General features: G+C 66.4%; 17 protein-coding genes and 1 tRNA gene. 16 read left to right on the top strand and 2 right to left on the bottom strand.

Going from position 1 to position 20,559, the window contains the following annotated elements; genetic code table 11:
• The first annotated feature begins 142 nt into the window (after positions 1–142).
• A complete protein-coding gene (locus LQ955_RS09010; protein WP_231027826.1) occupies positions 143–3,274 on the top strand; it encodes a ribonuclease E/G in 3,132 nt (1,043 codons plus the stop codon).
• A 239-nt stretch (positions 3,275–3,513) separates the two neighbouring features.
• On the opposite strand, the gene LQ955_RS09005 is transcribed toward LQ955_RS09010, so the two are convergent.
• Positions 3,514–3,798, bottom strand: a complete 285-nt coding sequence (locus tag LQ955_RS09005) for a DUF4031 domain-containing protein (RefSeq protein ID WP_231027825.1) — start codon at positions 3,796–3,798, stop codon at positions 3,514–3,516.
• A gap of 218 nt (positions 3,799–4,016) precedes the next feature.
• Between LQ955_RS09005 and rplU the strand changes: the two genes are divergently transcribed.
• The 13 genes from rplU to LQ955_RS08940 all read left to right on the top strand — a co-directional run bounded on the left by rplU (position 4,017) and on the right by LQ955_RS08940 (position 14,442).
• The gene (rplU, locus tag LQ955_RS09000) at positions 4,017–4,325 is read left to right on the top strand and encodes a 50S ribosomal protein L21 (RefSeq protein WP_231027824.1); all 309 of its coding nucleotides are present in this window, start codon (positions 4,017–4,019) and stop codon (positions 4,323–4,325) included.
• Positions 4,326–4,341: 16 nt separating this feature from the next.
• Complete coding sequence (rpmA, locus tag LQ955_RS08995) at positions 4,342–4,623, top strand: 50S ribosomal protein L27 (protein WP_231027823.1); 282 nt, start codon at positions 4,342–4,344, stop codon at positions 4,621–4,623.
• 79 nt (positions 4,624–4,702) lie between these two features.
• Positions 4,703–6,328, top strand: coding sequence for a GTPase ObgE (gene obgE, locus LQ955_RS08990; protein ID WP_231027822.1), 1,626 nt, complete (start codon positions 4,703–4,705; stop codon positions 6,326–6,328).
• The gene (proB, locus tag LQ955_RS08985; RefSeq protein WP_231027821.1) at positions 6,325–7,182 is read left to right on the top strand and encodes a glutamate 5-kinase; all 858 of its coding nucleotides are present in this window, start codon (positions 6,325–6,327) and stop codon (positions 7,180–7,182) included. Before obgE ends, proB begins: the two co-directional genes overlap by 4 nt.
• A 106-nt stretch (positions 7,183–7,288) precedes the next feature.
• A complete protein-coding gene (locus LQ955_RS08980) occupies positions 7,289–8,572 on the top strand; it encodes a glutamate-5-semialdehyde dehydrogenase (RefSeq protein WP_231027820.1) in 1,284 nt (427 codons plus the stop codon).
• A gap of 121 nt (positions 8,573–8,693) precedes the next feature.
• Positions 8,694–8,918: a hypothetical protein gene (locus LQ955_RS08975; protein ID WP_231027819.1), complete on the top strand. Its 225-nt coding sequence runs from the start codon at positions 8,694–8,696 to the stop codon at positions 8,916–8,918.
• A gap of 17 nt (positions 8,919–8,935) precedes the next feature.
• On the top strand, positions 8,936–9,547 hold the full coding sequence (nadD, locus tag LQ955_RS08970; protein WP_231028095.1) for a nicotinate-nucleotide adenylyltransferase: 612 nt from the start codon (positions 8,936–8,938) through the stop codon (positions 9,545–9,547).
• Positions 9,544–10,881, top strand: a complete 1,338-nt coding sequence (locus LQ955_RS08965; RefSeq protein ID WP_231027818.1) for a hypothetical protein — start codon at positions 9,544–9,546, stop codon at positions 10,879–10,881. Before nadD ends, LQ955_RS08965 begins: the two co-directional genes overlap by 4 nt.
• A gap of 18 nt (positions 10,882–10,899) precedes the next feature.
• Entirely contained in the window at positions 10,900–11,262 is a 363-nt protein-coding gene (gene rsfS / locus LQ955_RS08960; protein ID WP_231027817.1) for a ribosome silencing factor, read from the top strand.
• 173 nt (positions 11,263–11,435) lie between these two features.
• A tRNA-Ala gene (locus LQ955_RS08955) sits at positions 11,436–11,511 on the top strand.
• Between the two features lie 35 nt (positions 11,512–11,546).
• A complete protein-coding gene (locus tag LQ955_RS08950; protein ID WP_231027816.1) occupies positions 11,547–11,849 on the top strand; it encodes a hypothetical protein in 303 nt (100 codons plus the stop codon).
• Positions 11,850–12,302: 453 nt separating this feature from the next.
• Complete coding sequence (locus tag LQ955_RS08945; protein WP_231027815.1) at positions 12,303–13,196, top strand: NAD-dependent epimerase/dehydratase family protein; 894 nt, start codon at positions 12,303–12,305, stop codon at positions 13,194–13,196.
• Positions 13,186–14,442, top strand: coding sequence for an enolase C-terminal domain-like protein (locus LQ955_RS08940; RefSeq protein WP_231027814.1), 1,257 nt, complete (start codon positions 13,186–13,188; stop codon positions 14,440–14,442). Before LQ955_RS08945 ends, LQ955_RS08940 begins: the two co-directional genes overlap by 11 nt.
• Positions 14,443–14,469: 27 nt before the next feature.
• Here LQ955_RS08940 and LQ955_RS08935 read toward each other — a convergent pair whose 3' ends face one another.
• On the bottom strand, positions 14,470–15,462 hold the full coding sequence (locus tag LQ955_RS08935) for a LacI family DNA-binding transcriptional regulator (RefSeq protein ID WP_231027813.1): 993 nt from the start codon (positions 15,460–15,462) through the stop codon (positions 14,470–14,472).
• A 123-nt stretch (positions 15,463–15,585) separates the two neighbouring features.
• On the opposite strand from LQ955_RS08935, the gene LQ955_RS08930 reads away from it, so the two are divergent.
• Positions 15,586–19,041: a GH39 family glycosyl hydrolase gene (locus LQ955_RS08930; RefSeq protein ID WP_231027812.1), complete on the top strand. Its 3,456-nt coding sequence runs from the start codon at positions 15,586–15,588 to the stop codon at positions 19,039–19,041.
• Positions 19,042–19,128: 87 nt separating this feature from the next.
• Complete coding sequence (locus LQ955_RS08925) at positions 19,129–20,487, top strand: ABC transporter substrate-binding protein (RefSeq protein WP_231027811.1); 1,359 nt, start codon at positions 19,129–19,131, stop codon at positions 20,485–20,487.
• The last annotated feature ends 72 nt before the right edge of the window (positions 20,488–20,559 follow it).

The following is a 20,559-nucleotide window of genomic DNA, read 5'->3' as shown; positions in this document are numbered from 1 at the left end:
CGAGCCAGAGCCAGAGCCGCGTAAGAGCTTAGGCCGGCCGTCCACGTGAAGGATTTGCGGGCTTCGCGAAAGCGGCGGTTCGCACGAGAGAGTACCCAGGTGGCTGGCGCGGCCTTTCACCAGGGCGAGGAGTGCACCAGTAATGGTGGAAGACAGTATCAATAGCGAGCAAGAGCCACCGGTCAAACGACGGTCGAGGTTGTTCGGCGGGCGCAAAGCGGCGCGTAAGGCGGCAGAGAGCGTTGCTCCTGCGACGCCTGTGGCGTCTGCTGCAAGCGCGCCGGATGCCCGTGTCGGCGCCTCTGGCTCCACCTCGGCAGCGACATCCGCTGCCCCGCTCGCTCCATCAGCCGAACGGCAGCCGGGCGCAGCCACGCGAGAGGGCGCGGCCGATACGGCTGCCTCGCTCGCGGGCACGCGCACGACCGGTGCCGGTTCGGCCTCAGTAGATGTGAAGGCCCCCGTGTCAGATTTTCATGATTCCAACCCGCCCGACGACAATGTCTCGACCGAAACGACCGAGGCCGAGGTGACAGAAGCCGAGGCCACAGCGGCTGCCGAGGCGCCTGAGACGGCCACGGCACCCGAGTCGGACACGGCTCCTCAGACGACCGTGACCCGCAGCGCTTTCGAGCCCTCGAGCTCCGACCCGCGCGAGCCGTGGCTCGAGCCCGAACTCGGCCAGCCGCCGGCGGCCCCGCAGCCGCCTGTCGCCCGCACCACCACGTCGTTGCTGTTCCAGGCGCCCGACATTCAGCCGCTGCCGCCCCGCCCGCGCGGCGCGAACGATCGTGACGACGACTACGACAGCGACGATCGTGATGACGATGCGGGCAACCGCGACACGACCATCCGTCGCCGCACCCGCCGCCGCAGCGGCGACGAGAGCCGCCTGCCCGACGACCTGCCGCCGAACACGGTGGTCAAGGTGCGCGCACCTCGGCAGGCGCAGGCCCCCGAACTCATCACCGAGCCGCAGCGTGTCAAGGGCTCGACCCGCCTCGAGGCGAAGAAGCAGCGTCGCCGCGACGGGCGTGACGCCGGGCGCCGGCGCCCCGTCATCACCGAGGCCGAGTTCCTGGCCCGCCGCGAGTCGGTCGATCGTGCCATGATCGTGCGCTCGAGCCACGACCGCATCCAGATCGGCGTGCTCGAAGACGGCGTGCTGGTCGAGCACTACGTGGCCAAGGCCGCGGAGGCCTCGCTCATCGGCAACGTCTACCTCGGTCGTGTGCAGAACGTGCTGCCGAGCATGGAAGCCGCATTCGTCGACATCGGCCGCGGCCGCAATGCCGTGCTCTACTCCGGCGAGGTCGACTGGGATGCAGCCGACACCGGCAACCAGCCCCGCCGCATCGAGCTCGCCCTGAAGCCCGGCGACACCGTGCTCGTGCAGGTCACGAAAGACCCGGTCGGGCACAAGGGTGCACGCCTCACCAGCCAGGTCTCGCTGCCTGGCCGCTACCTCGTGTACGTGCCCAACGGCAACATGAACGGCATCTCGCGCAAGCTCCCCGACACCGAGCGAAGCCGCCTCAAGCGCATTCTCAAAGAGGTGCTGCCCGAGAAGGTCGGCGTCATCGTGCGCACCGCCGCCGAAGGCGCCACTGAAGAACAGCTCACGCTCGACGTCAACCGGCTCATCAGCCAGTGGGCGGCAATCAGCGACAACGTGAAGGCGCTGTCAGCGCCCGCCCTGCTGCACGGCGAGCCCGACTTGCTCATCAAGATCATTCGCGACGTCTTCAACGAAGACTTTCACCGGCTGGTCATCAGCGGCACGGATGCCCGGCAGACCATCGAGGCATACCTGGCACAGGTGGCCCCCGACCTCGTCGACCGCATCGAGGTCTTCGAGGGTCAGAAAGACATCTTCGACGAGTTCCGCATCAGCGAGCAGATCGAGAAGGCGCTCGACCGCAAGGTCTGGCTGCCTTCTGGTGGATCCCTCGTCATCGACCGCACCGAGGCCATGACCGTGGTCGACGTGAACACGGGCAAGTTCGTCGGCTCCGGCGGCAACCTCGAAGAGACCGTCACGAAGAACAACCTCGAGGCGGCCGACGAGGTCGTTCGCCAGATGCGCCTGCGCGACATCGGCGGCATCATCGTGGTCGACTTCATCGACATGGTGCTCGAGAGCAACCGCGACCTCGTGCTGCGCCGGCTCGTCGAATGCCTCAGCCGTGACCGCACCAAGCACCAGGTCGCCGAGGTCACCTCGCTCGGTCTCGTGCAGATGACACGCAAGAAGCTGGGCCTCGGCCTGCTCGAGTCGTTCAGCGAGCCGTGTGAGGTGTGCGCCGGGCGCGGGGTGGTCATCCATCACGACCCCGTCTCGAAGCACCGCACCCAGCAGCAGACGCCGCAGCCCGAACAGCGCCGTTCGCGCGGCAAGGGCGGGGCATCCAACGGCGGCGGTAGTGGCAACGGCAACGGCGGCCCGTCGAACGGCTCGAATGGGTCGAACGGTGCGTCGCACAGCAACGGTGTGACTCACAGCATCACTCCGGCCGCTCAGAACGCCCTCGCCCAGATCGCGGCGAGCACCATTGCTGCCGCGAACGGCCAGAAGGCGCCCGCCGTCGCTTCGGCATCAGCCGGGCAGCCCGCGGCCGATTCGTCGATCGAGGCGGGTTCGGGTTCGGGATCGGCGTCGGCCGGCGGCGACAGCGTGACGGTCGACCCCACGATCGAAGCCACCCCCGAGGTCGCCGACGGCGGCTCGGGGCGGGGCCACACTGCTGAGAACGATCAGGCAGGCACGGGCGAGAGCACGGGTCAGCAGGAGTCGTCATCGGGTTCAGGGCGTTCACGTCGAGGCTCGCGCCGCTCGCGCGGTCAGCGTGCAGCCGCCAATGCCGCCGCCGAGAGTGGTGCGCTCGAGAGCAGCACTGCGCAGCATTCGCTCGAGGTCCCGGCTGAGACCCCCGAGCTCGCCCCGCGTGTACCCGAGACCCACCGCGACGCCGTGAGCGAGCCGGAGCCTCACGGGGCGTCTGCACCTGCACCCGCGGCTGCGTCTGCGGAAGGCGCCGAAAAGGCGGGCGTCGATGCGAAGGCTGAAGTGGAGGCGCACGAACTGCCGATTCTCGACCTGCCCGTCGCGCCGGTGACGGCACCGCGCCAGAAGCGCGAAGACGCCGCCAAGCTGCTCGACTCGGTGCTCGAGCACCTGCCCGAGCCCAAGCAGCCCGGTCAGGGTCGCTCGCGCAGTCGTCGCGTCTCAACGGCGGCCCTCAGCGCCCCAGTCACTCCGCCCCCCGCCGACTGACCCGCGCCGACTGACCCGCGCCGCCTGACCGCGGCGACTGACACCGGGGTGGCGCCCCTCTCCTGTGACGCCACCCCGCTCATCCATTCGCAACCTCCGCCGCCCCGGTGCCCACCTTCACCCGCACCCGCGTCCACGACGAAAGCGACTCTTGCGGTCGAGAGCGACCGCCCAGGCGGCTCATCTCGTCCGAAAAGGTCGCCCTCGCACGAGGCCGCCGGCGCGGGCGAGGGCGCGGGTCAGGCGCGGCGGTTGTGGCCGGCTCGGTCGCGGGCGGCCACGCGCAGGCCGCTGGTGCGCAGCGCCAGCACGATCTCGCGCATGCTGGCGGGGCGGGCACCCGCCGCCACCAGCTCGTCGTACCGAGCCAGCGGAACGTCGTAGTGGTCGAGGTCGAAACCGCGCCGCGGGATGCCCATTCCTGCCGCGAACGTATGCAACTCTTCAAGGGAGCTGTCGCTGATCAGGTGCGACCACAGGGTGTCATGCGCAGGCCAGCGTGGTACATCGATCAGCACGGTCATCCACTCAGTTTACGAATGTAGGATCGCACAACGGCGTGTCGCACCAGATTGCGCCGATGCGCGTTTGACCCGGCATGCTGCATCAGCTAAAGTAGACCGTTGGTGCGCGCATGGCTTTGCCCGCGCATTCAGAGCGGAATTCTTTCCAGAGTTTTCAGGCATTCGCCCCCGGTGTTTGCTGCCCGAAGTTTGTTTCCCCCAGAGAATAGGTACGTGAAGTGGTTTACGCAGTTGTGCGCGCCGGTGGTCGGCAAGAAAAGGTAGAGGTCGGCACCATCGTGACTCTCGACCGCCAGAAGGCCGACAAAGACGGCAACATCCAGCTGGCAGCGGTGTTGCTGGTCGACGGTGACAAGATCACGTCTGACTCGAAGACGCTTGCCGACGTCACGGTCACCGCCGAGGTTCTCGAAGACCTCCGCGGCCCGAAGATCGTCATTCAGAAGTTCAAGAACAAGACCGGATACAAGAAGCGCCAAGGCCACCGCCAGGAGCTCACTCGTGTCAAGGTCACCACAATCAAGTAAGGCGAGGTAGAAACTCATGGCACACAAAAAGGGCGCGAGTTCCACTCGCAACGGTCGTGACTCCAACGCGCAGCGCCTCGGCGTGAAGCGCTTCGGCGGCCAGGTCGTCTCTGCTGGCGAGATCATCGTGCGCCAGCGCGGCACCCACTTCCACCCCGGCGTGAACGTCGGCCGTGGTGGCGACGACACGCTGTTCGCTCTCGCAGCGGGCTCGGTCGAGTTCGGCAACAAGGGTGGCCGCAAGGTCATCAACATCGTCGTTCCGGTTGCGGCTGAAGCCGTCGCGGTATCTGCCTAGTCAGGTATCTCTTGTTTTGGCAGGGGCGGGCTTCGGCTCGCCCCTGTTTTGTTTTGAAAAACCTTCGTTAGGAGAGCAAATGGCAACGTTTGTTGACCAAGTGACCCTCCACGTGAACGCCGGCAACGGCGGCAACGGCTGCGTGTCGATCAAGCGCGAGAAGTTCAAGCCCCTCGCCGGCCCCGACGGCGGCAATGGCGGCAACGGTGGCGACATCGTGCTTCTGGCCGACCCGCACACCACGACCATCCTCGACTTTCACCGCCGCCCGCACCGCACGAGCGAAAACGGCGGACCGGGCATGGGCGACTTTCGCAACGGGTTCTCGAGCGACGAGCTGGTGCTGAACGTTCCCGTCGGCACGGTCATCAAAGACGCCGACGGTGAGGTTCTGGCCGACATGGTCGAGCCGGGCATCCGCGTTGTGGTCGCCGCAGGCGGCCAGGGCGGCCTGGGCAACGCGGCCCTCGCCTCCAGCAAGCGCAAGGCTCCCGGGTTCGCGCTGCTCGGCACTCCCGGCTTCGAAGGCGATGTCTTTCTCGAACTCAAGACGGTGGCGGATGTCGCGCTGGTGGGTTACCCGTCAGCGGGAAAGTCGAGCCTAGTCGCCGCCATCTCGGCGGCTAAGCCGAAGATTGCCGACTACCCCTTCACCACGCTGCACCCGAACCTCGGTGTCGTGCAGGCCGGTGAGACCCGGTACACCGTGGCCGACGTGCCCGGCCTCATCGAGGGTGCGAGCGAAGGCAAGGGCCTCGGCCTCGAGTTTCTGCGCCACGTCGAGCGCTGTAGCGCACTCTTGCACGTGCTCGACTGCGCTACGCTCGAGCCCGGCCGTGACCCGTTGACCGACCTCGACGTCATTCTGGGCGAACTGGCCGCGTATCCCGTACCCGAAGGCCAGGTGCCGCTGCTCGATCGCCCGCAACTGATCGCGCTGAACAAGATCGACGTGCCCGAAGGGCGCGAGCTCGCCGACTTCGTGCGGCCCGACCTCGAGGCCCGCGGCTACCGCGTGTTCGAGATCTCGACAGTGAGTCACGAGGGTCTCAACCAGCTCTCGTACGCTCTCGCAGAGGTCGTCGAGAAAGCGCGCGCCGAGGCCGCCGTAGAAGCGGCCGCGCCGCGCATCGTCATTCGGCCCAAGGCCGTCGACGAGAGCGACTTTCACATCAGGGTCGAAGGTGGCTCGTTCGGCAACGTGTACCGTATTCTCGGCGCCAAGCCCGAGCGCTGGGTCGCCCAGACCGACTTCACGAACGAAGAGGCCATCGGGTTCTTGGCCGACCGGCTCGCGAAGCTCGGTGTCGAAGACGAGCTGTTCCGCTCGGGCGCCGTCGCGGGATCCACCGTGGTCATCGGCCCGGGCAGCGGAATCATCTTCGACTGGGAGCCGACACTCACCTCCACCGCCGAACTCGTCACCGCGCCGCGCGGCACCGACCCGCGACTCGATCAGAGCGACCGTCGCACGAACCAGACGCGTCGTCAGCGCTACGTCGAGATGATGGATGCCAAAGCCGCCGCGCGCGCCGAACTCGTGCGCGAGAAAGAGGCGGGGCTCTGGATGGACGAGGCCGACGGACTCACGGTGCCCGACTTCGACGCCGACGGCGCCGTGTCGCGCGACGCCGCCGAGCTTGATGCCGCTGAGCTTGATGCCGCCGAGCTTGATGCCGCCGAGGTCGATGGAGAGAAGGCGTGACCGCACGCCAAACCCTCAGCCGTGACCACATCGGCACCGCTAAGCGCATCGTCGTCAAGGTCGGCTCGTCGTCGATCAGCGGAGACAACGCCGGCCAGATCGGCCCGCTCGTCACGGCGCTCGCCGAGGCGCACGGCCGCGGCTGCGAGGTCATCCTGGTGTCGTCGGGCGCCATCGCGACCGGCATGCCGTACCTGCACCTGGATGCCCGCCCCACCGACCTGGCCACACAACAAGCCGCGGCTGCCGTCGGCCAGAACGTGCTGATCTACCGCTACCAAGACAGCCTCGACCGCTACAAGATTGTCGCGGGGCAGGTGCTGCTCACTGCGGGCGACCTCGAGAACCCGAGCCACCGCAGCAACGCCCAGCGCGCCATGGAGCGTCTGCTCGGCCTCCGCATCCTGCCGATCGTGAATGAGAACGACACCGTCGCGACGCAGGAGATCCGATTCGGCGACAACGACCGGCTCGCGGCCCTGGTGTCGATTCTGGTCAAGGCCGACCTGCTCGTGCTGCTCTCCGACGTCGACGCGCTGTACACGCGACCGCCGCAGGAGCCCGGTGCCGTGAAGATCGTCGACGTGCCAGTCGGCGATCAGCTGGCCGATGTGACGTTCGGCGACATCGGCGCCGCCGGCGTGGGAACCGGGGGAGCGGCCACGAAGGTGTCCGCCGCCCGTCTCGCGGCCGACGCGGGCACAGCGGTGCTCGTCACGAGTGCGACGCTCGTGCGTGAGGCGCTCGCCGGGCATCCCATCGGCACCTTCTTCGAGCCCGCCAGCACCCGGCCCGGGGACGCCCCGGCAGCCCGGCACCCCGTCGTACCGCCCGTCTCTTCGTCGATTTCGTAGGAGTTTTCGACACGGTAAGCCGTATACGGCCTCACCCCGTCGAAATCTCCGCTGTTTTCGCGGGGGCAGCGGGCGCGGCGTCACCGGCCGCGTCTACACTTTTGGTATGTCGCAAACGATTCTCGACGCCCCCGTTCAGACCGGTCGCTCGCTGAACGACAAGCTTCTCGCCGCCCGGGCCGCGTCGCTCACCCTGGCTACGGCCAATGCCGACCAGAAGAACGCCGCTCTCGAGGCCATCGCTGCCGCCGTGGCAGGCGGCGCAGACCGCATTCTGCCGGCGAACGAACTCGACCTCGCCAACGGCCGCGAGAACGGCCTGTCGACCGCCCTGCAAGACCGCCTCGCCCTCAGCGAAGCGCGCCTGGCCTCGCTCGCCGAGGCCGTGCGCGAGATCATCGGTCTCGTCGACCCCGTCGGTGAGAGCGTGCGGGGCCGCGTACTGCCGAACGGAGTGCGCATAGACCAGGTGCGAGTGCCGTTCGGTGTGGTCGGCGTCATCTACGAAGCCCGCCCCAATGTCACCGTCGACATCGCAGCGCTGGCCCTCAAGAGCGGCAACGCGGTTGTCTTGCGCGGCGGTTCGGCCGCCGAGAATACGAACGCGGTTCTGGTGTCGCTGATTCAGCAGGCCCTGGCCTCCGTCGGGCTGCCCGCCGACTCTGTTCAGACCATCGACGAGTTCGGCCGCGAGGGCGCGCACGACCTGATGCAGGCTCGCGGGCTGGTCGACGTTCTCATTCCGCGCGGCAGCGCCAACCTCATCAACACGGTCGTCGCTGAGTCGAAGGTTCCCGTCATCGAGACCGGGGCCGGCGTCGTGCATGTCTTTCTCGACGAGAGCGCCAACGAGCAGTGGGCCGTCGACATCGTGCACAACGCCAAGGTGCAGCGCCCGAGCGTCTGCAACGCCCTCGAGACGCTGCTGGTGCACCGCGACGCGGCCGAACGGCTGCTGCCCGCAGTGCTCGCGAAGCTGCGCGGCGCGGGAGTGATCATCCACGCCGACGACGAGACGCGCGCCCTGTTCGCCGATGCGCTGCCGGCGACCGAAGAAGACTGGCAGACCGAGTACATGAGCCTCGACCTCGCCGTAAAGGTCGTCGCCGACATCGAGGAGGCGATGCAGCACATTCGCACGTATTCGACCCACCACACCGAGTCGATCGTCACGAACGACCTCGGCAACGCCGAGCGGTTCTTGAACGAGGTCGACTCGGCGGCGGTCATGGTGAACGCATCGACCCGGTTCACCGACGGTGGCGAGTTCGGCTTCGGTGCTGAGGTCGGCATCTCCACGCAGAAGCTGCACGCTCGCGGCCCGATGGGGCTGCCAGAACTGACCAGCACCAAGTGGCTCGTGCGCGGCTCGGGCCAGATCCGCGGCTGACTGCAGACCGCTGTCGGTGCGCGGCTCCGGATGCTCGGCGCCACTGATTCACTACAGTCTGTAGAGCCGCTAGAGTTGAAGCACGGCCCGCAGGGTCGACGAAACCACATCAGGAGAACGAATGTCTGTGACGACGAGTGCGATTGTGCTGGCCGACGAGGTTGTCAACCAGCTGCCTTTTCCGGGATTTTTCTTCGGACTGATCGCCTTCGTCATCTTCATGTCGTTCGGCCTCGTCATGTGGAGCTACCGTGACGTCGCCAACCGCCACCCGAAGAAGTCGGCCGAGTTCGCTCAGACGCACGACCTGCACGGCCACGGTGACCGAACGGGCGCCGACCACTAAGCAGACCAATGACCGCCATGACGCCGGCTCTCGACGGTGAGCCGCACCGCCAGCGCATCGGCATCATGGGTGGCACGTTCGACCCGATCCATCACGGCCACCTCGTGGCGGCCAGTGAGGTCGCCCAATTCTTCGAGCTCGACGAGGTCGTTTTTGTGCCGACCGGTCAGCCCTGGCAGAAGACAGATGTCACGGCCGCCGAGCACCGTTACCTCATGACGGTCATCGCCACGGCATCGAACCCGCGCTTCACCGTCAGCCGGGTCGACATCGACCGAGGCGGCCCGACGTATACGGTCGATACTCTGCGCGACCTGCAGGCCGCTCATCCCGACGCCGACCTGTTCTTCATCTCGGGGGCCGACGCCATTGCGCAGATTCTGGGCTGGAAGAACTCCGCGGAACTCTGGTCGCTCGCCCACTTCGTGGCGGTGTCGCGGCCGGGGCACACCCTCGCCATTTCCGCTTTGCCACGACAAGACGTAAGCTATTTGGAAGTTCCGGCTCTTGCGATATCGTCAACCGATTGTCGTGGGCGGGTAGGCCGGGGATTCCCAGTGTGGTACTTGGTACCCGACGGTGTAGTTCAATACATCACCAAGCATCACCTATATCGGAGTGTTGAATGACAGTGCCTCACGACGAGCAGCCGCTGACCAGGCGCCAGCTCCGTGACCTTGAGCGTCAAAAACCGCGTAAACAGCAAAAAGAAGAAGCCAAGGCGGCCGAAGAGGCCGAAGCAAAGCGACGTGCCGACGAAGCGGCACGCGCTGCTGCTGAGCGCGCCGAATTCGAGGCTGACGCTGCCCGTGCGGTCAACGGCACGCCGGTCGTCGAGCCTCCTGTTGAGGCTGCGCCCGTTGAGGCTGCGCCCATTGAGGGGGCTCCCGTTGATGCGGCGCCTTCAGATGCCGAGGTTGCACCCGTCGAGGATGCTCCCGCACCTGTAGCTCCGGTCGAGGATGCCCCGGTGCAGGTCGCCCCCGTGCAGGTCGCGCCAGTCGAGGTTGCTCCCGCCGAAGTTGCTCCCGCTGAAGAACCGCCGTTGGTCGAAGAGCCGACGCCCGCTGAAACCGTGGCGCCGGCCCCGATTCTGAGCAGGCGAGCCAGGCGTGCGCTTTCTGCCGATCATCCGCTCGCCGAGCAGCCGCCCGTGCCGGTGCCCGACGTTGAGCCCGAGCCTCTCGCCGAAGCCACTGGCCCGATCATCGCCGAGATCGTTCACGACGACGAGCCCGTCGAAGAAGACGTGCTGACGGTCGAGTCCGAGCACGTCGAGGCGACCGATGACGGCAGCGCCGACGCGGCGGTGCCGATGGTCGAAGAACTCATGGTCGTCGACGAATACGTCAGCCCCGAGGTGCAGGCCGAAGAGGCCGAAGAACTCGCCGAGATCGATGACACGCCAGAGCCCGAGCCGGTGCACATCGTCACCATCGAAGAGACGCCGAGCGCGCCGATTCTGGCACCCATGTTCCAGGCCGCTGCCGCCCCCGAGAAGCCGGCCAACACGGTCGACCTCACCAGGGCGAGCTTCGACGACCTCATCGCCTCCCGCGGTGTCGGTGCTTCGAACAGTGTCGCGTCGACGAGTGCCCTGGTGTTGCCGTCAGTGCCGAACCACGGTGACGTCGGCACTGCGCTCGACGAAACCGGCGAGGTCATCATCACGGGATCGATCGACCTGCCGATGAGCCTCGGCTCCACCGGCGCTGCCCCCGCCGACGGCCTCGAGTCGTCCGAGCTCGACGCCTTTCTCGACCCCGAGAGCGAGGTCGGTTCCGACGTCGCCCCGGTGAGCGCCACCCGCGCCATCAGCACCCACGGCCCGAGTTCGGGTCTTGTCGCGCCCCCCAAGCGCCGCGGTGCCAACGCCCCCGTCATTCTGGCGGTCACCGCCGGTGTGCTCGCGGTCGGCGTCGTCGGGCTGCTGCTCGCCGCCTTCGTCTTTCGAATCTTCTAACCGACAGGTATCCCCTTTTTGACTGCATCCACTCGTTCCGTCGAACTCACCCAGGTCGCTGCCACCGCAGCAGACGCCAAACAGGCCGAGAACCTGGTCGCGCTCGACGTGACCGGCCCTCTGCCCCTCACCGACGTGTTCTTGCTGGCCTCAGGCCGCAACGAACCCAACGTGCGTGCCATCGCCGAAGAGATCATCGAGAAGCTCGGCGACGCCGGTGCGCCGCTGCTGCGCCGCGAGGGCCTCTCTGAGGGCCGTTGGGTACTGCTCGACTTCGGTGACCTCGTGGTGCACGTCTTTCACGAAGAAGACCGCATGTACTACTCCCTCGAGCGGCTCTGGAAAGACTGCCCGGTCGTTCCGCTCACTGTTTCGGTCTGAGGCGGCTCGTTTCGGTCTGAGGCCGTCCGGGCGACGGTCTGCCGCCGCTCGGTTTCTCAGATCGCCTCGGCGTGTAGTAGTCTAGGCAAGTTGTTTGGAGCCGGAATCCTTCGGATTCAGCTCGGAGCGACACACAATTTCATACCCGGAGCTGAACCCAGGTTCGCTCCTTCGGGGCTGTGGCGCAGTTGGTAGCGCACCTGCATGGCATGCAGGGGGTCAGGGGTTCGAATCCCCTCAGCTCCACCATTGTGATGAGTCGTGACATTGTTGGCTGATGAGTTGTGACATTGTTGAAGATTAGGAGCTCGGCCATCGGCCGGGTTCCTTTTTTTGGTTGCGCCAGTAGTTTTGTTGGGCTGGATTGTGTAGGTGCCGCGGATCTCGCCGGTGCTTTGGTGGGCGATGGTGACGTCGTTTTCGGTGGCGAGGATCATGACTGGTGTTCGGGCGTGTTCGTGTCCGACGCCGAGGTGGTGCAGTGTTCCCGCGCGGCGGAGTGTGAGTTTGCCGAATTTGTCGACGACGTCGTAGCGGACTCGGTAGTGGATGGTTTTGGTGGCCAAAACGTTCGGCAGCGTCGATGACGCTCATGCCCTGTTCAGCGACAGATAAGACTATGACCCGGTTCTTCGACATTCCCCATCGTTGCCGAAATCAGTGTCAACGATGTCGCGACTCATCTGTCACATATGTCATGAACCTACACACCCTCAGCTCCACAACAACTAGAAGGGCCTGCACATCGTGCGGGCCCTTCTAGTTGTTGTGATGGGTGTCACGTATCCGAGTTTCGAATGTCGGCGTTGGCGGTTATCGACATCAACACGGCGACGAGCCGTTCGCTGACCCCGGAAGCCATACGTTTGCCGCGACGCCGCGTGGACCTCGCGGATCAGCCCCGATCCTGACGAACCGACTTATGGATCGAGGCGGACTGACGCCGAGTTCGTGCGCTGCAGACCCGGTTGGCGATTGACAAAGCGCACTGTTCTCGGCAGACTAGATGCGAAAGCGGTTTCGCATGAGGGGAAGCAGCAGTGGGAACTTCCCGAGTACTCGTCACGGGTGCCTCCGGTGTTATAGGCAGGGCCGTGGTGGCGCGGCTGGTCGCATCCGGCGCTCGGGTCACGGCCCTTTCTCTGCGAGGGCCATTCCCTGAAGCCGCCGACCGTGTGATCGAAGGCGATGCCCTCGATCCCGATGTGGTGCATCGTGCCTTTGCCGATGTCGACTCGTTCGTGCATCTTGCTGCGATACCTCACCCGTCGCTGGGTACGCCGCTCGAGGTGTTCCGCCGAAACGTCACGGCGACGTTCACCGTTCTCGCTGAGGCGGGGGAGCGGAATGTGCGTCGAGGGGTGATCGCCAGCAGCATCAATGCCTTCGGGGTGCCGATGAACACTCGGGGAGTGATGCCCGCGTACTTTCCGTTGGACGAACGGATGCCGGCCGACTTCACCGACGCCTACTCGTTGTCGAAGGTCGTCGACGAGCGATCGCTGGTGATGGCGGAACGAGCGTGGAACGTGAGCGGTGTGGCTCTAAGGTTTCCACACGTCGGCGACCAGGAACGGCTGCTGCGAGCGGCGGCGGAGGCCCGTGCCGATCCGGCCGCATCGGTGCGCGAGGGCTGGGGTTACCTCGACGTGCGCGATGCGGCTCGCGCGGTGGAGCAGGGGCTCACGCGCAGCTACACCGGCGCGCACGTCGTGGGCTTGAGCGCTGCCGACACCCTGCTGAATGCGCCGACAGAAGAAATCCTCGCTCGGTGGGCACCTGGTGTTCCGTTGCGGTCTTCGCTGCCGGGGCGATCGGCTGCAATCGATACCACGCGGGCCAGAGAGCTTCTGGACTTCGAGCCGGATCACAGCATGCACGACGGATATGCAGACCACGGCGCAGACCCGGAGCGGCTGATCGATGTCGGATGACCGTTCGTTCCCGGTGCCGTGGCCCTCGCGCGATAGTGTGCGCATCACCGCGGTGCGCTGCATCGTCACTGCACCGGAGGGCATCCCCCTCGTCGTGGTGTGCATCGACACCACCGACGACGGGCTGCACGGGCTCGGCTGCGCTACCTTCACCCAGCGCTGGCAGGCGGTGGTGGCCTACATCGAGGCGCTCGAGCCGCTGCTCGTCGGTCGCAGCCCCGCCGATATCGAAGATCTCACCAGGCTTGCCAAGCTCAGCTCCTACTGGCGCGAAGGCCCCGTGGGTAACAACGCGATTTCGGGCATCGACCTTGCTCTGTGGGACATCGCCGGTAAGCGTGCCGGCATGCCGGTGCATGAACTCCTCGGCGGTCGGGTGCGCGGTGCCGCTGACGCGTACATCCACGCCAGCGGACCGAGTATCGGAGCCGCCGTCGATCACGCCGGCGAACTGCTCGAGGCCGGATGGCGCAACGTGAGAATACAGGCCGGGCAGAAGGGACTCGGCGCCTACGGGGCTCCGGGTACCGCCGGCGCACATCCGGGCGCCCCGTACCCCGACGGATGGAGCGTCGAGGAGTACCTGCGCCAGACACCTGAACTGTTCGACCGGGCGCGATCTGAGCTGCCGGTGGGTACCGGACTGCTGCACGACGTGCACTCGCGTCTCACTCCGAAGCAGGCGGTGCTGCTCGCGCGGCGTCTCGAGCCGTTTGATCTCTTCTTCCTCGAAGATGTGCTCGCGCCTGAAGATTGGGAGCGGTTGCCCGAGGTGCGCGCTGCGTCGCCTGTTCCCATTGCCGTCGGCGAGCTGGCGACGTCTGTGCAGGCCGCGGCGCGACTGGTGCTCACCGGCGCTGTCGACTACCTGCGGTGCCACATCTCGGCGATCGGCGGGCTGACCCCCGGTCGCAAGCTCGCGGCGCTCGCCGAATTCACTGGCGTGCGCACCGCGTGGCACGCACCGGGCGACACGTCGCCGGTCGGGGCCGCAGCCAATATAGCGCTGGATGTCACCTCGCCTGCATTCGGCATCCAGGAGGGTTACGTCTTCTCCGAAGTGGTGCACGAGGTGTTTCCCGGAACGCTTCGCATCGTCGACGGCTGGATTCGACCGAATGACTCCCCTGGCTGGGGTATCGAACTCGACGAACGCGCGGCGGCAGCGTATCCGCCCGGCCACTCGGCGCACGACGTCTGGGCGTCACGCGTGCGTTCGCCGGATGGCACCTTGCGCGCCCCGTGAATCGCGTCCGGCGCGGCAGCGCACTCGTCATCCGGTCTCGGCCAGCACGAGCGTGGGCGGCACGAGGTGTAGCCCACGCTCGTCACCCGGCTCGAGGAGGTGCAGAGCGGCGAGCTCGCCGATTCGCTCGAGCCCGACGTCGACGGTGGTCAGGTGCTGGATGGCCTGGTCGACCATGAGCCGCTCCCAGTTGTCGACCCCGATCAGAGCGACGTCGCCGGGTACCGACCGACCGAGGCTCTGCAGGCGGCGTTCGGCGCCGCGCGCGATATGGTCGTTGCCGCAGAAGATCGCGTCGAGATCAGGCACGGCGGCGATGACGTCGCCGAGGGCCGTCTCGCCCCAGAGTTCTGTCCATGACCCGAAGCGAGGCGGGGTGGCCCAGTCGAGGCCGGATGCGTTCAAGGCTGACCGGGCGCCCTGCTCACGGGCGATGGCTGCATGGTCGCTGGCCGGGCCTGTCATGTGTACGATTCCGCGGCGCCCAGAGTCGATGAAACGTTGGGCGGCGAGACGGCCGATCTCGTGGTCGTCGGCCGTGACGGTGAGGTCGTTCGGATGATCGGAGAGCGTGAATGCGTAGACCACCGGTACTTCGAACTGGTCTGTGATCGACTTCGTGGCGAACGACGTTCCATCGCCGATCACGATGACCCCGTCGATGCGGCGTGCGTGCAACTGAGCGATGCTCTCGGCCATGGCCTCGTCGCCGAAGCGCGCGTCGTAGAGCAGCATCGCCTGCTCATGCAGACCCAGCGTTGTCGCCGCGCCCGCAAGCACCGCGCGGCTGAACGGATTGGCGACACGGTGGGTGAGCACGCCGATGGTCTGACTGTGGCCATTCGCGAATGCTCTAGCGAGCGCGTTGCCGCGGAAACCGAGTCTTCGTGCGGTCTCGGTCACGTGGGCCCGTGTCTTCGCCGACACCCGATCGGTGTCGTTCAGGGCTTTGGATGCGGTCGAGACCGAGACGCCTGCGGCAGCGGCGACCTCGCTGAGGGTCACCGGGGGATCGATCATCTTCCCATCGTAGTTACGCCTTCTGCCCCTGAGTCGCAATTGCAGGTTGACAATTTCGAGCAGACCGGTGATGCTAATTACCGATGCGAAAGCGGTTTCGCACATCTCAAGGAGGAGAGCCCGATGAATCAAGCCCCGGCACCGCGTCCGCTCGCACGTCGTGCACGTGCCGCCGCAGCAGTCGTGGCGACGATCGTTGCGTTGGTTGCTGCGCCGCTCGCCGGCGTCTCGAGCGCCGCCGCCGACCCAGGATCCGTTGTGCTCGGCGGCTTTGAGAGCGATGGCGAGGGCTGGTCGGCTGTCAGCTACAACGGTGCGACGGCTGCGCTGACCCGCGTCGCGAGCGACAGCGGGAGCGGGGTGAGCAGTGGCCGTTTCGATATGACCATTCCCAGCGGAGGTGTCGCCGAGTTCGTGCGGGAGGTTCCTTCGGTAGATCTGACCGAGTTGACGTTCCGAGTGAAGAGCACCGAAATCGCTGCGGTGGCGTTGCGGTTGAGAGATTCGACGGGGCAGCTTCATCAGCAGCTGGTGACTCTGGACCCGTCGCAGACGGGATGGCAGCAGGTCAGCGTCACCGACCTGGCAGGCGGAGCCAGCGCTGCGCACTGGGATGGCGCGAACGACGGCGTGTGGCACGGCCCGCTGGCGGCGGTCTCCTTCGTCTTCGACGAATGGAACCCGGTCACCCATCTCGCCGCGGCGAGCGCCGAGATCGATGATATTACGGCGATCACCACACCTGCCACCGTTCCGGCGCTCGCCGTCACCCCCAGCACGCTCGGCAACGTCTTCACCGCCGGCGACCCGGTTCTGCTCGGTTTCGCGAGTTCTGGAGAGACCCTCTCGTGGCAGGTTCGCGATTCCTCGGGAACATCCGTCGCCACCGGATCGGCTGCGACGACGGCGCTCGCCGGAGAACTGCCCCTCTCGATCACGGAGCCGGGCTGGTATCAGGTCGACCTCGTCGCTACGGCCGCCGACGGCACCACCACGACGGGCGGAACTGATTTCGCCGTGCTCGCCTCCCACGACTTTGCGAGTTCCACAGACACGCGGATGGCCGTGGCGACGCACTTCGGTTTCAACTGGGATCAGGCACTCACCTCCCTGATCTCCGAGGGTGGCATCTCGACGGCCCGTGACGAGGCATACTGGGCCGAGCAGGAGACCACGCCGGGGCAGATCGTGTTCAGCGACAAAGTGAAGGCCTACACGACCGCGCTCAGCGACTCCAATGTCGACTACCTGCAGATTCTGTCGTATGGCAACGCGGCGTACTACCCCGATGAGGCGCCGTCGACCGACGAACAGCGCGAAGCGTTCGCCCGGTATGCCGTTGCGTCGCTCGACGAATTCGGCACCGACGACACCGAGTACGAGGTCTGGAACGAGTGGAACTGGCGCGACCAAGACGGCCCGGCGGGGGCGACCCCCGCCAACTACGTGGCCCTGCTGAAGACCACTGCCGACGCCATGCGGGCCGTTGATCCGAGCGTGAAGATCATCGGGCCTGCGCTGGCCATCGTGCAGGATTGGGACGACTGGTTCCAGGAGTTCTGCGACCTGGGCGGTCTCGACTATGTCGACGGCGTCTCCATTCACCCCTACGTTTTTCCGCAGAATCCTGAGGCATCGATGGTCTACCTCGATCGGATCAACCAGATCATGGCCGATCACGGGGTCACGAAGCCGCTCTATATCACCGAGCAGGGCTGGCCGACGAGTTCGAACTCGCAGGGCATCAGCGAGACAGCGCAGGCTCGCTCGATCGTGCGGGCGCAACTTCTCGCCTTCGCCGACGGAGCCGCGCAGTACACGATCTACGACTTCAAAGACGACGGCACCGACGCGGCGAACATCGAGAACCGATTCGGCATCATCCGCAACGAGGCAGATCCTCGCGGCGCGTACACGCCGAAGCCAGCCTATGTCGGAAACGCCGTGCTCGGACGGATGATCGATGAGCGGCCGCTCGCGGGGCAATCGACCTTCGGCGTTGACGGGCACGACGTCTCTTTCGACGCCGGCGGAGCATCGACGCTGCACGCCCTGTGGGCCGACACTCCGGGAACGATTGCGGTGGCCGCTGCGCCCGGTGCCGACCTTGCCGTCACCGATCTGTACGGGCGGGAGACGACTCTGACAGCAGATGCGGGAGGGCACGCCTACCTCTCGGTCGGCCCTGATCCCGTCTACGTCGAGGGCGTCGTCACCGGCGTCGCACCGAGCGACGCCTTCGCTCTGGCCGTCGACCCGGAGGTCGTGGGCGAGCCTGCCGACGGAACGGTCACCGCTGTGAACGGCGGTGCGAACGCGCTCGAGTTCTCGGTGGCCGCCGGCGGCGCGACGACGACGGGTACCGCCGCATCCGGAGCCAGCGGCTCGGCGTCCGTCAGCTATCCCGCGCAGTCGGTGCCCGGCGACCGGGTCTACACCGCTGAGGTCTCGGTTGCGGGCGATCCTGTGGCCCTCTTGCAGGCCACGGGTACGTCGATCGCGCCGTTCTCGATCGACGGCACCCACGCGTTGACCGAGGAGGGCGACGAGGTCTTGCGCCTTCGTGTCATGAACTCGGGCGCGGTGGCGGCCACTCTCGGCGAGCTCACCTGGGCGGTCGGCGATCAGCAGGGCTCCGGCCTTGCCGACACGATCGTCGAGCCCGGCGCGAAGGCGACACTCGACGTGCCGGTGTCGGCCGCTGCGGGTACGGAATGGAACGCCCGCGTCACAATCGGCGACACTCCCACGGCCACGGCCACGGGCATCCTGCAGCCGGTTGCAGCGATCACCGCGGCGCCAGAGCAGTCGGTGACCGTCGACGGGAACGTGGATTCCGCGGTCACGGCGCTCGCTTCGAACTCCTTTGTTGGTGACGCGTCGCCACCGGTCACCGGATGGGCCGGAGACTCGGACCTGTCGGGGCAGTTGTGGCTCACGTACGATCAGCAGAACCTCTACGTTTCGGCTCGTATCGTCGACGACGAGCGGTCGCAACCCAACCGTGGTGCTGACATCTGGGGAGGAGATGGACTCCAGCTCGGCATCACGCGGGGAGCAAGCGGCGAATCCGCGCGGGTCAGCGAACTCGGCGCCGCGCTCACCGACGCAGGGCCGGTCGATGTCTGGCGATGGTCGCCGGCTGACGTCAGCACCCACCCGGAGGGTGTGGATGCCCGCATCACCCGTGACGATCAGGCCGCGACCACGAGCTACGAGATCGCGATTCCGTGGACGACCCTGGGCATCGACCCTGCCGATCGGCTGTTCGCCATGACGGCCGTCGTCAACGAGAATGACGGTTCGGGCCGTCGGGGCTGGCTGAGCTGGGGCAGCGGGGTTGCCGAGGCCAAGAACCCTGCCGGGTTCAACACCGTGCGGCTCGATGCTGCGGCTGCGTCTACGCCTACGCCGACCCCGACCCCAACGCCGACCCCGACGCCGACCCCGACATCAACCCCGACCCCGACCCCGACCACAACCCCGACATCACCCCGATGCCGGATGCATCCATTCACTCATGCGGCTTGGCACTCGACTCGGCCGTCGCGGTGCTCGCACACCTCGGTCTGGGGATGACGCTCCTGTTCCTCTGGCGGCGCCGCCGTGGCGATCCAACGTCATGACCACTCGAATTCACCCATTCACACAACAAAGGAGTAACTCGTGAAAACACCCCTCGCAGCCCGGATCACCGGGGTCGTCGCCGTGGTCGGCATCGCCGCCGCCGCGCTGAGCGGATGCTCGGGCGGCAGCCCGTCCGACGGTACGACCAGCATCACCGTCGGCGGCCTTCCGCACACCGACCAACCTGAACTCCGCAGCGACTTCCTCGCCCAGATCGACACCTTCGAGAAGGAGAACCCGGGTATCAGCGTGACGCCGACCGAGGATGTGTGGATGGCCGACACCTTCCAGGCGTTGCTGGCCGGCGGCACCATGCCGACCACTATCGATGTTCCGTTCACCGAGATCTCGGGCCTGATCGCCCGCAAACAGGTGGCCGACATCTCGTCTGAGTTCTCGAGCAGCGAGGTGCTCTCTACCCTCAACCCCAGCGTGGTCGATGTCGTCAGCGACGGCGGAGCCGTCTACGGAGTGCCATGGAACGCGTACACGATGGGGCTGCTCTACAATCGGGCACTGTTCACCAAAGCCGGCCTCGATCCTGACACCCCGCCGGCCACGTGGGATGAGGTGCAGGCCGACGCCAAGATCATTCAGGACAAGACCGGAGTGCAGGGCTTCCAGTCCATGACCAAAGACAACACTGGCGGCTGGACCCTCGCCGCTGTCTCGACCGGTTTCGGCAGCTCGCTCGAGAGTGAAGATGGCACCAAGGCGACCGTCGCCAATGACTCCACGAAGCAGGCGCTGGAATTTTTCCAGACCCTCCGCTGGACCGACAACGTGTTCGGCAGCAATTTTCTGCTCGACTACAACGACGCGAACTCCGCCTTCGCCGCCGGCCAGGTGGGCATGTTCGTCATGGGTGCCGACGCGTACCAGAACGTCGTCACCAACCTCGGCATGAATCCCGACGATTTCGGCCTCGGCCCGTTGCCGCAGTCTGCTGACGGCATCGGCACCCTCGGCGGCGGCACGGCGGCCGTCGTGAACCCCAAGGCGTCGCCCGGGGAGGCGGCCGCGGCCGTGAAGTGGATTCAGTATCACAACTTCGAGAAGTACACCGATCAGGCTCTCGCGGTCTCGCAGGCGAAGGCCGCAGCTGCCGACGGTGCTCCCGTAGGCGCTCCCACCCTTCCCGTCGTAGGCCAGAGCGTGCAAGATCGCTACCTCGGCTGGGTGGCGGACTACATCAACGTTCCCCGCGAACACTTCGTCGCCTACCTCTCCACCTCCGCGACCGTGCCGCTGCACCCTGAGCCGCCGGTGAAGGCGCAGGAGATCTACGCGACGCTCGACACAGTGGTCCAGGCCGTGCTGACCCGCCAAGATGCAGACATCGACGGCTTGCTCACGGAGGCGCAGAAGACTGCCCAGGCAGCGATCGACGCAGGGTGAGCGCCGGGGGTGCCGGTTCGGATGCTCGATCCGGCGCCCCAACGACTCCCGCCCCCGCCGCAGTACACAGAC

Origin of the sequence: Subtercola endophyticus (genome assembly GCF_021044565.1) — a bacterium.
Taxonomy (GTDB): Bacteria; Actinomycetota; Actinomycetes; order Actinomycetales; family Microbacteriaceae; genus Subtercola; species Subtercola endophyticus.
The sequence above is the reverse complement of the archived record's forward strand: the minus strand, read 5'-3'. Positions and strand labels throughout refer to the sequence as shown.

Excerpts from the sequence above, each read along its gene's own strand:
- LQ955_RS08975 (WP_231027819.1), top strand. The coding sequence starts at position 8,694 with ATGTCTGTGACGACGAGTGCGATTGTGCTGGCCGACGAGGTTGTCAAC.
- rpmA (WP_231027823.1), top strand. The coding sequence starts at position 4,342 with ATGGCACACAAAAAGGGCGCGAGTTCCACTCGCAACGGTCGTGACTCC.
- obgE (WP_231027822.1), top strand. The coding sequence starts at position 4,703 with ATGGCAACGTTTGTTGACCAAGTGACCCTCCACGTGAACGCCGGCAAC.
- LQ955_RS08935 (WP_231027813.1), bottom strand. The coding sequence starts at position 15,462 with ATGATCGATCCCCCGGTGACCCTCAGCGAGGTCGCCGCTGCCGCAGGC.
- nadD (WP_231028095.1), top strand. The coding sequence starts at position 8,936 with ATGACGCCGGCTCTCGACGGTGAGCCGCACCGCCAGCGCATCGGCATC.
- LQ955_RS08980 (WP_231027820.1), top strand. The coding sequence starts at position 7,289 with ATGTCGCAAACGATTCTCGACGCCCCCGTTCAGACCGGTCGCTCGCTG.
- LQ955_RS08940 (WP_231027814.1), top strand. The coding sequence starts at position 13,186 with ATGTCGGATGACCGTTCGTTCCCGGTGCCGTGGCCCTCGCGCGATAGT.
- LQ955_RS08930 (WP_231027812.1), top strand. The coding sequence starts at position 15,586 with ATGAATCAAGCCCCGGCACCGCGTCCGCTCGCACGTCGTGCACGTGCC.
- LQ955_RS09005 (WP_231027825.1), bottom strand. The coding sequence starts at position 3,798 with ATGACCGTGCTGATCGATGTACCACGCTGGCCTGCGCATGACACCCTG.
- LQ955_RS09010 (WP_231027826.1), top strand. The coding sequence starts at position 143 with ATGGTGGAAGACAGTATCAATAGCGAGCAAGAGCCACCGGTCAAACGA.
- LQ955_RS08965 (WP_231027818.1), top strand. The coding sequence starts at position 9,544 with ATGACAGTGCCTCACGACGAGCAGCCGCTGACCAGGCGCCAGCTCCGT.